The organism is Qipengyuania vulgaris (assembly GCF_009827325.1).
In the GTDB taxonomy this organism is placed as follows: Bacteria; Pseudomonadota; Alphaproteobacteria; order Sphingomonadales; family Sphingomonadaceae; genus Qipengyuania; species Qipengyuania vulgaris.
Genome location: NZ_WTYC01000011.1, coordinates 21521 through 31112, shown reverse-complemented (window position 1 = coordinate 31112; position 9592 = coordinate 21521). Strand labels below are relative to the sequence as shown.

5 protein-coding genes are annotated in these 9592 nt (G+C 56.8%); 2 read left to right on the top strand and 3 right to left on the bottom strand.

Features of this window, described 5'->3' with window-relative positions; translation table 11 throughout:
- Both GRI69_RS14355 and GRI69_RS16365 read left to right on the top strand, forming a co-directional pair.
- Positions 1-629 (top strand): calcium-binding protein (locus tag GRI69_RS14355; RefSeq protein ID WP_160728960.1); only part of this gene is annotated, 629 nt, incomplete at its 5' end.
- A gap of 234 nt (positions 630-863) precedes the next feature.
- Positions 864-3854: a calcium-binding protein gene (locus GRI69_RS16365; RefSeq protein WP_160728959.1), complete on the top strand. Its 2991-nt coding sequence runs from the start codon at positions 864-866 to the stop codon at positions 3852-3854.
- Between the two features lie 263 nt (positions 3855-4117).
- On the opposite strand, the gene GRI69_RS14345 is transcribed toward GRI69_RS16365, so the two are convergent.
- From GRI69_RS14345 to GRI69_RS14335, 3 genes are all read right to left on the bottom strand, one after another.
- The gene (locus tag GRI69_RS14345; RefSeq protein WP_160728958.1) at positions 4118-4624 is read right to left on the bottom strand and encodes a TonB family protein; all 507 of its coding nucleotides are present in this window, start codon (positions 4622-4624) and stop codon (positions 4118-4120) included.
- A 122-nt stretch (positions 4625-4746) separates the two neighbouring features.
- On the bottom strand, positions 4747-6423 hold the full coding sequence (locus GRI69_RS14340) for a winged helix-turn-helix domain-containing tetratricopeptide repeat protein (RefSeq protein ID WP_237453138.1): 1677 nt from the start codon (positions 6421-6423) through the stop codon (positions 4747-4749).
- Between the two features lie 395 nt (positions 6424-6818).
- Positions 6819-9134, bottom strand: a complete 2316-nt coding sequence (locus tag GRI69_RS14335) for a TonB-dependent receptor (protein ID WP_160728956.1) — start codon at positions 9132-9134, stop codon at positions 6819-6821.
- Positions 9135-9592 lie beyond the last annotated feature (458 nt).

The following is a 9592-nucleotide window of genomic DNA, read 5'->3' as shown; positions in this document are numbered from 1 at the left end:
TGCTGCTCGGCGGCGACGGCATCGACACGCTCTCGGGCAATTCCGGCTTCGACCGCATCTATGGCGGCAGTGGCGGCGACATCATCTCCGGCGGCGCCGACCGCGACCTGTTGTTCGGTGAAGGGGGCGACGACACCATCTCGGGCGATGGCGGGAACGACCTCCTGCAAGGCCACAATGGCGAGGATGTGCTCGATGGAGGGGCCGGCAACGATGTCGTCAACGGCGGCGCGGGTAACGACACTCTGCTGGGCGGTGACGGCGACGATATCCTGATCGGCAACTGGGGCATCGACACGATGACCGGCGGTACGGGCGCGGACACCTTCCTCTTCAAGGCAGGCCATACGGGCAGCTACGCGCACCTTGCCGACACCATCCTCGACTTCAGCCAGGCCGATGGCGACATTATCGACCTCTCGCAGATCGATGCGCTTGCAGGCGGAGGTGACGATGCCTTCGCCTTCATCGGCGATGCAGCCTTCTCCGGCACGGCAGGCGAACTGCGGTACACCGCCACCGAGAATGGCCTGATGGTCGAAGGCGACACCGATGGCGACGGCGTGGCCGATCTCCTCATCGCGGTGGACGGCCTGGCCGATCTGACTGCGAGTGATTTCGTATTATGATCAAGTCATTGAAACGCACATTGGTGGCCAGACCGCAAGACGACCGATCCCGCAGCAGCTCGGTATCAGCATCCAGTCGTGATCCGCTGGGCTGGATTTCACAAACTGAGCAGATGTCTCTTCTTTCAAAGATAACTTTAAGCTGTTGGGATTAGTATCTCACCACCAACCAACTTTGGCTGAATTTAAGGGGTCGTCATGATGCGGAATTTATCGCGTGCTAGTGCACGTTACGTGAAATCACAAAAGACGGTCCTGAACGAAACGTCTGACACTACGGCTCCTGTCCTGACCGGATTGTCGCTGCCTGATATAGATCTCACGGACGGAGCGGAGAGCGTCACCATCTCTGCTACCGCCAGCGATGAAGGTACGGGTGTAGACCGGGTGATGCTGTATATCGAACAGAGTTTCTCTTCGGGCGGTACCAATACCTCGCCGATCGTCCTGATGGACTCGCTGGATAGCTTTGCCGATGGCATCTCGTTGCGCGAGTATCTGGTCGACGAGAACAGTCCGTCTGGAACATTTTCGATAAGCGGGGCCCGTGTCTGGGACAATGCCGGCAACTCGACGTATTATTCGATCGGCGAACTCAATGTTCTCGGGATTGATACGACCTTTACCGTCACAAGCAACACCGCTCCTGACACTACGGCTCCTGTCCTGACCGGATTGTCGCTGCCTGATATAGATCTCACGGACGGAGCGGAGAGCGTCACCATCTCTGCTACCGCCAGCGATGAAGGTACGGGTGTAGACCGGGTGATGCTGTATATCGAACAGAGTTTCTCTTCGGGCGGTACCAATACCTCGCCGATCGTCCTGATGGACTCGCTGGATAGCTTTGCCGATGGCATCTCGTTGCGCGAGTATCTGGTCGACGAGAACAGTCCGTCTGGAACATTTTCGATAAGCGGGGCCCGTGTCTGGGACAATGCCGGCAACTCGACGTATTATTCGGTCGACGAACTCAATTCCCTCGGGATTGATACGACCTTCACCGTGACGAGCAATATGGCTCCTGACACTACGGCTCCTGTCCTGACTGGCTTGTCGCTGCCTGACATAGATCTCACGGACGGAGCGGAGAGCGTCACCATCTCTGCTACCGCCAGCGATGAAGGGACGGGCGTAGACCGCGTGGTGCTGTATATCGACCAGAGCTTCTCTTCGGACGGTCGTAATACATCGCCGATCGCCCTAATGGATTCTCTGGATAGCTTCATCGATGGCATCTCTATCCGAGAGTATCTCGTCGATGAAAACAGTCCGTCTGGAACGTTCTCAATCAGCGGAGCCGAAGTATGGGATAATGCCGGCAACTCCGCGTATTATTCGATCGGCGAACTCAATGCTCTCGGGATTGATACGACCTTTACCGTCACGGAAAACATTGCGACCACATCGCCGGATGACGATCTGATCACCCTTGAAGAAGTAAGTGTTGGTGGACCAACCCGTACTTTGGATGGCGGGTCTGGCTACGACACGCTTGATGCCTCGAACATCTTCGCCGGATCTTGGGCGATGCAATTCAGATGCTACGACAGTGATGCTGACTTTGCTGGCTACGACCGGATTCAGTTTGCGGACTACGTCGCCGCCGGCTTCGAGGTGATTATCGGAAGCAATTTAGGGGAGAACTGGTTTTTCGTACCGCACTATAATTCACCACTGACGTTGATCGGAGGTCGCTACGACGATTTCTTCTATGGCAGTCGAGATTTTGCGGATGAGTTCCATGGCATGGAAGGGAATGACGAATTCAGCATTGGCAATGGAGATTCAGCCTACGGCGGGACAGGCGATGATATCTTCGAACTAGGTGTGAGGTTTTCCGGACAACCAGATGGGTTGATCGATGGTGGTGGAGGAACGGACCTTGTCAGAGCAGGTTTTGGTGCGCAGGTGAATCTGAGCGAGAATACAGTAAGTGGAGCCGGGAGGGTTAACGCCTACATTGAAAATGTCGAAAATGTCGAAGTTCACGCATGGAGAGCATATTCGACAAGTGCGATCGGAGATGGGGCAAACAATCATTTTTTCGTAACCGCTCGCTTCGATGATGGTTCGGTCGGGGTTTTCTTTGACGGTCGCGCCGGCAACGATCTTTTGGAAGGCAGTGCCGGACAAGACCGATTGCTAGGAGGTCTCGGCAATGACGCGCTCCACGGATTTCTGGGTAGCGACGAACTGCGTGGCGGTGGTGGTTGGGACACGCTCGACGGCGGCGCGGGCAATGACTTGCTCAATGGCGGTAACGGCAACGACCGGGCGTCCTACCTCTCGGCGTGGGCGGGCGTAACCGTCAGTCTCGCGCTGGAAGGAGCCCAGAACACGGAGAGAGCCGGCTGGGATACGCTTGAATCAATCGAGGACCTTACCGGCTCGACCTTTGCCGATACGTTGACCGGCAGTGATGGCGACAACCAAATCTTCGGCGACGCCGGTTCGGACGATCTCTTCGGCGGGTTCGGCAACGATTTGCTGCTTGGCCAGGACGGCGACGATGTGATCGAGGGCCAGGCCGGCTGGGACACGCTGCGCGGGGATGATGGCAACGACACGCTCATCGGCGGCAATGGCGGCGACGTGCTTCTCGGCAAGGATGGGATCGACATGCTGTCGGGCAATTCCGGCTTCGACCGGATCTACGGCGGCAGCGGCGGCGACATCATCTCCGGCGGCGCCGACCGCGACCTGCTGTTCGGCGAAGGGGGCGACGATATCGTCCACGGCGATGGCGGGGATGACCTCGTCCAAGGAAATAATGGCGACGATGGGCTCGATGGCGGTGACGGCAACGATGTCGTCAACGGCGGTGCGGGCAACGACACCATGACAGGCGGCGATGGCAACGATATCCTGATCGGCAACTGGGGCGTCGACACGATGACCGGCGGCGCGGGCGCAGACACCTTCCTCTTCAAGGCAGGCCATACGGGCAGCTACGCGCACCTTGCCGACACCATACTCGACTTCAGCCAGGCCGATGGCGACATCATCGACCTCTCGCAGATCGATGCGATTGCAGGCGGCGGTGACGATGCCTTCGCCTTCATCGGCGATGCAGCCTTTTCCGGCACGGCAGGCGAACTGCGGTACACCGCCACCGAGGACGGCCTGATGGTCGAAGGCGACACCGATGGCGACGGCGTGGCCGATCTGTTCATCGCAGTCGATGGCCTCGCCGATCTGACGGCGGCAGACTTCGTCTTGTGATTGGTTGTTCGTAGAAAATCCGGGCAACCGCACAAGACCATTAGTCTCGAAGAGTTACAAAGGTGAAATAGAGCGGCGGCGGAAACCAAAGAAGCCGGGCGATCGGTCCACCCCAGTCGCCCGCGTTCCCAAAGCCGGGCCCAAATCCAGGCCCAAAGCCGGGCGGACATAGCAAACCCCGGCACCGCATCCTCCCTCAAGGGGATTGGATGCGGCACCGGGGCGATCCCGGCTGCAATTTTGAGCCGGAAAGAGTAGCGCCGTCAGGATGTCGGACGGGGTGCGGCGCTACCCAAGGCAAGGATTTCACGTTCCGCCGGGCTGGAAGCAATCCTGGCGGCCTCTTCAGCGGCGAGCTGCCTGTTCAGATCGCCGGCATCCCGCACATCCTCGGCGAAAATGATATTCGCTTGATAAACCTGGTCCCGGCCCACTCCCGTCGGCACGCTGTCCAGTGAACGCAAACGGCTCACGGCTCGCATGGCAACCCTGTCGAAGCCGCGCTTGCCGGAAGCCCGATAGAGCTTCACATTTTCCACATCACCATCACTGGCACGGGTGAAGCGCACGATGGAGATGCCTTCGCCATTGGGGGCATTTTCCAAACGCGCGGCAGTCGCGAGTTGCCGGTCGAGATCGCGGGAGACTTTCTCGACGAATGTCTGGTGAGATACGCTCGGCGTAACGACGATATTCTGAGAAAGTAGCGGTTGGGCGAGAAACGCGGCTGAAGCCGCAGTCGCGAGAGCTAGAGCAAAGACCTTATTCATGACGATCACCTTCAAGTTGGGGTAGCGGAGCATTCCGACCCCTGTTCAATCGGAGATCGCGACCGGGAAATCCGGATGGCATGCGGATTTTTTTCTGAGGTCTTTCTTATGGAAGCCTGAGGTTATCCGTAATCTCTGTCTGCCTGGTCTGATTTGGCTTCGGTAGGCCAAACATTGCGGCACTTCTCGAATAGCTCCGAGCTGCTCATCTGCGTTTGGTAGAGCTGGGGAAACGCCTCCAGCAGCCTCATCCAATCTTCTAACGAGTATCGGCGAGCATTATCCAGTGCAGTCGTGATTGCGGCGCGAGCTTCTTCAGGACGATTTAGAACAACCATCGAAGTTGCCAACAAGATGTAGTTCAGATGATAATTCGGGTTGCGTTCGATTGCCTGTCGCTGGGCAGCTATAGCTTCCTCCGGGAAGCCAGCGGCCATCAAACAACTGGCTCGGTAGTGTGCCCAGATTGGATAACGGGGATGGTTGGGTGCGCGCTTTTCCGCCGCACGGATCATGTCGATCCCCTCGCTATCAGCATTCCTGACACCAAGCTGAAATCCAAGGACCGCAAGAGCGTGCGGATTATTTGGGTTCTTCTGCAGCGAGCGTTTGAGGAAATAACTAGCCTGTTCGCCTTTGCCAGCCATGAAAGCGACGATCCCAGCCGAAGCTTCCACATCTGCGTCACGCGGAGCAATCTTCAGAGCTTTCGTGATGTGCGAGTTTGCCTTTGCCAGATCCTCCGTAGGAACGTCAGACCAAGCGCTAACAACATTTTGCGCCAGCTGCACTGCAAGAGAGGAATGGGCGAGGGCGTTTTCGGGTTCGCGTTCGAGCAAATGTTCGAGGTGAGCGACTATTTCTCTCGCTCGCCCCTCGCAATAAACCGTACGCAGCATCTCGGTCGATTGAATAATCTCATAGGCATCCCGATCCTTCTTCTGCAGCAAGTGAGCCGATGATGCTTGGGAAATCTGGATTTCACTGACGATAGGTGTCGAAAGATCGAGAATGAATTTTTCTAGATCAGCCTTGAAGTGATTGGCAGATTTCTCAAACTTCCAAGAAAGAATGAAGGCGTTGGTTATCGCGTCTATGAGTTCAATACGAAGCCTTATTCGGCCGCCATCACGTTCTAGCGATCCGGTGACGAGGTAATGGACATTCAGATGGCGCCCCAATTCCCTCGGCTCCACCTCTTCTAGCTTGTCTCCGAAGTTGGTAGCATAGGCGGCGACCCATAAATGGGGAGTGCGTGCAAGCATCTCCACGAGGGCATGTCCGATGTCCGCAGCCAGACGCTCATCCGACCGTCCGCTCACGCATCGAACTGGGGTTACTGCTACAGAAAAGTTTGGCGGCAGCGTGGGTGAAGATGCTTCGTCAAGAAATGCGCGGGAATCCACCATCCTTGCCGATGTCTCCTCGCCAGATGTTGGAAGGCCACGGACGGGTTGTAATAGACGGTAACCGCGCTTGGGAATCGTTTCGATGAATTGCGTTTCGCCAAGTGAATTGAAAGCCTTTCGGAGGATAGAAACCGCACGCGAGAGGCTCTCATCGCCGCCAAATCGTACGCTCCAGTTGCGTTCGATCAGTTCGGCTCGAGTAACCACCTCATCCTGATGTTCGGCAAGCGTACACAGGACGTCCATGATCCGGGGTTCTATAACAACCTGGTCGGTGTCGCTTTCGATGAGATTCCGCGACGGATCCACATGTAACGTGCCGACCTGAAAGCTAGAGCGTTCCAAGATTGTAGGAAGCGGGAAGGACACTGCTTCCTTTGCGGATCTCATGCTCAGCCTCTCAGAAATATCACATCTGTTCTGAACGACCCACTAGGAGACGCGTACCACAAAAACGTAAGTGCGCCCAGTTAGGGAGCTCACTCAAATGCTAATGTGAAAAGCCGGTGGCCTTATGGGCGCAATGATCCGGGAAGTGGCTCAAAAGAGAAACGAACCTACCTTCGATATCCGGTCAGAATGGATCGGGGAGTTGCCGATCGGAACCTATCTCCGCTTCAGCGGGCCGGATAGGACGGTGCAATCGATCTGGACGCAATGTCCCTCGTGACGCAGCAACATTCCGGCTGCGATGCTTTTTGCCGATTAGGCCGAGCCGACCGGCGGATAAACTTGAACCTGTCTCGAATCTCGATTTGGCCTTCGTTTGATGGAAAGTCGTGCATCTATAGTCCCCGGGAATATGCCAGACCGAAGGATCTGGGGGCATTCAGAGCCGCGTTGGGGAGCCCAAAAAAAGCAGTGATCTGCGTGAAATGGCGGTTGTCAGTGAGATTTCTGGCAAAGACAGCGACCTCCCATTTGTTTTCCGGATCGCCAATTCCAAGTCTTAGCTCAAATTCCTGCCAGCTTTTGGCGCGAAATGTAGGGCTTTGTTGCTGGGTTTCCAGGAAGAATATCGAACTTTGATGCCGTGCGGTAAGCTGTGCACTCGCCGCAATGCCGCCTATTTTCCAGCTGTACCGACCGGAAGCATAGGCTTGCAGATCGGGCGCACGGGTCAACTCGTTTCCGCCGACGTCGACTAACACTACCGGCGGGGCAGTCCCGAAAACAAAACTTTCGTCGCGCAGCGCACTGACTCTTCCTTCAAGTATTTTGGTGTTGAGAAGGGCAAGGCCCGCATCAAACTTCAGCCCGGCTATCGGCGCGGCGGACAGCTCGATTTCTCCCCCGAACAGGCGGGCGCGGGCAAGGCTCTCGATCCCGATGCCCCCAGTTGGCACCGGCGTCCGCACCTGCAGATCGCGATAGGCGTAATGAAAAGCGGTGGCCTCGCCGCGCAACCAAGGCAATGGATCGACCTTAATGCCTATCTCGAAGGCGTCGATGCCTTCCGGCGCAAACTCCGGATCGATTCCGCGAAACGCGTTGAAGCCGCCTGATTTGAAACCACCATTGTAGCTGATGAAGCCGTAGAGGCGGTTCGACGCATGCCATTCGAGAACCAGCCGCGAGGCCACGTTGTCGTCTGTGCGTGAAAGCGCCAAGTCTGGCGCTTTCACCAAGACTTGGCCACTAGGGATGAAAGCGTCTCCCGGAGGATCGAAGGCGTTGATCTGCCGAACGGTAAGACTGTTCAAGAAGTCCTTCCGCTCGTTCGTGTATCGCAGACCGCCCGAGATGCTAAGCGTATCGGTCAGGCGAAAGCTAAGATTGAGGAAACCGGCCCAACTGCTGGTCTTCTGCGAAGTTCGGAACGTTGCCGTGGTCCCGCCGCCGCCTGCGCCAGCTAGCCGATTATTGATGTGAACCGGATTGGCCTGATTGCTCTCCTCGAACCAGTATCCTCCCACCATCCAGCTAAACTGCTGATCGTCTGACGAGGCTAGACGTAGTTCTTGGCTAAACTGGCTATCGCGCAGAAGTGCGGCGTTGTCGCCGAGGTTCCCAATTCTGCCGGCAACGAAGGGTGGCTCGATCGGATCGATCGCAGTCCCGTCCGAATCCTGTGCCCCGGACAATTTCCAACTTCGGTAACTCGTGATCGAAACGAGGTTTAGCTTGCCAATTGCCGCTTCGCCGCGTGCCGTCAGACTGGTTCCTCGCAGCTCGGTGTAGGTCGGCCGGTTGAGCGCAAAGCGGCTATTTTGGACGACGTCCGCCAAGTCCTCTCGCGGAACAAAGGGAAAGACGACATTCCCGCCGAAAAAACCGTCTCTTTCATCGCTCATGTCCGAGAGATCGGCAATGGCGATGGTGCCGGGCTCGTTGCGCGATCGGCTAATCTCGCCGATCAGGTCCAGTTGCACTTTATCCTGCGTTTTAAAGCGCAGAAATGCGCGAAGACGGGCGTCATGGCCGCCATTCAGTCGTTCGCCGTACGCATTGCTGCCGAACCCTTCGCGCCACGATCCGCCTCCTGCCAGCCGAAAGGAGAGGCGCGCGTCGTCGTCGATAGGTCCCGAGACTGCCCCCTGCATCCTGAAAGTGCCAATTGAAGAAACCGATCCGCGCAAATGGCCAGAAAGAACCGTAGTTGGCTCTGCCGAGTGGATCAGCACGGCGCCCGCCGTAGAATTACGACCGAACAGCACACCCTGGGGGCCGCGCAGGACTTCTATACGTTTGATATCGAGCAAGTCCGCTGTGGACATTCGAAGCCGTGCCACCAACGCTCCGTCCTGGTATACGGCAACCGGCTCGTCAGCGAAGATATTGCCGCCCCCATTAGCACCGCCTACGCCGCGGATGGATAACGGAGCAAAGCCGTAATTGACGGAATCAGTTGTTACTAGACCAGTAGCGCGTGCCCCCAATTCTTGGAGGCTGCGTATTTCGCCGCGGCGCAGATCCTCGCCCGAAACGACGCTCACTGCTATTGGCACATTCTTGGCGAGTTCCTCGCGATGCTGTGCCGTAACGACAATCTCTTCGATTGGCTCGCTCGCTTCAACCTGCGAGAAGCTGGGAGAGGAAAAGGTCGCCGCAGTTGCAACGAAGCCCAAGTATACTCCCGGGGTCGAACTTAGCATCCTCATTACAGCCTCCACTTCGCAATGGTTGTGGAAATAACGTCATACTAGTTTCGCTGCTGGTTCGATAATCCAGATAAGGCCAAGTATTCGGGCCAGGCACCTGATCTGTGGGCGCTGTGCTTATCAGCAGCAAGCAAAAAGGCCGGGATGCAGAGTTTGGTAAGACTTAGCGTATTGCAGTCTCGCGAGTTTAGCGCAGCCTCGAAGCCCAATACCCAGCCGAACTGCAGCGTTGCAGCGATGGGGTGAGGTAAATTGAATAGGGCAGCATCAATTGCGCTCATGGTACCAATGCCCACATTCGGGTCACAGACCATAGCACTGGGCGGGCAGCTGCAAATAAGATGACGGTTTGTTTCTCTAACCCTGAGATCGCGTCCGTGAATTTGGCGATTTCCTATCGGTGCTCCGCCGTCTCGACGCTCGTAGCGCGCTGTCGCGCGCCGGTAGAGCAAGCCTGT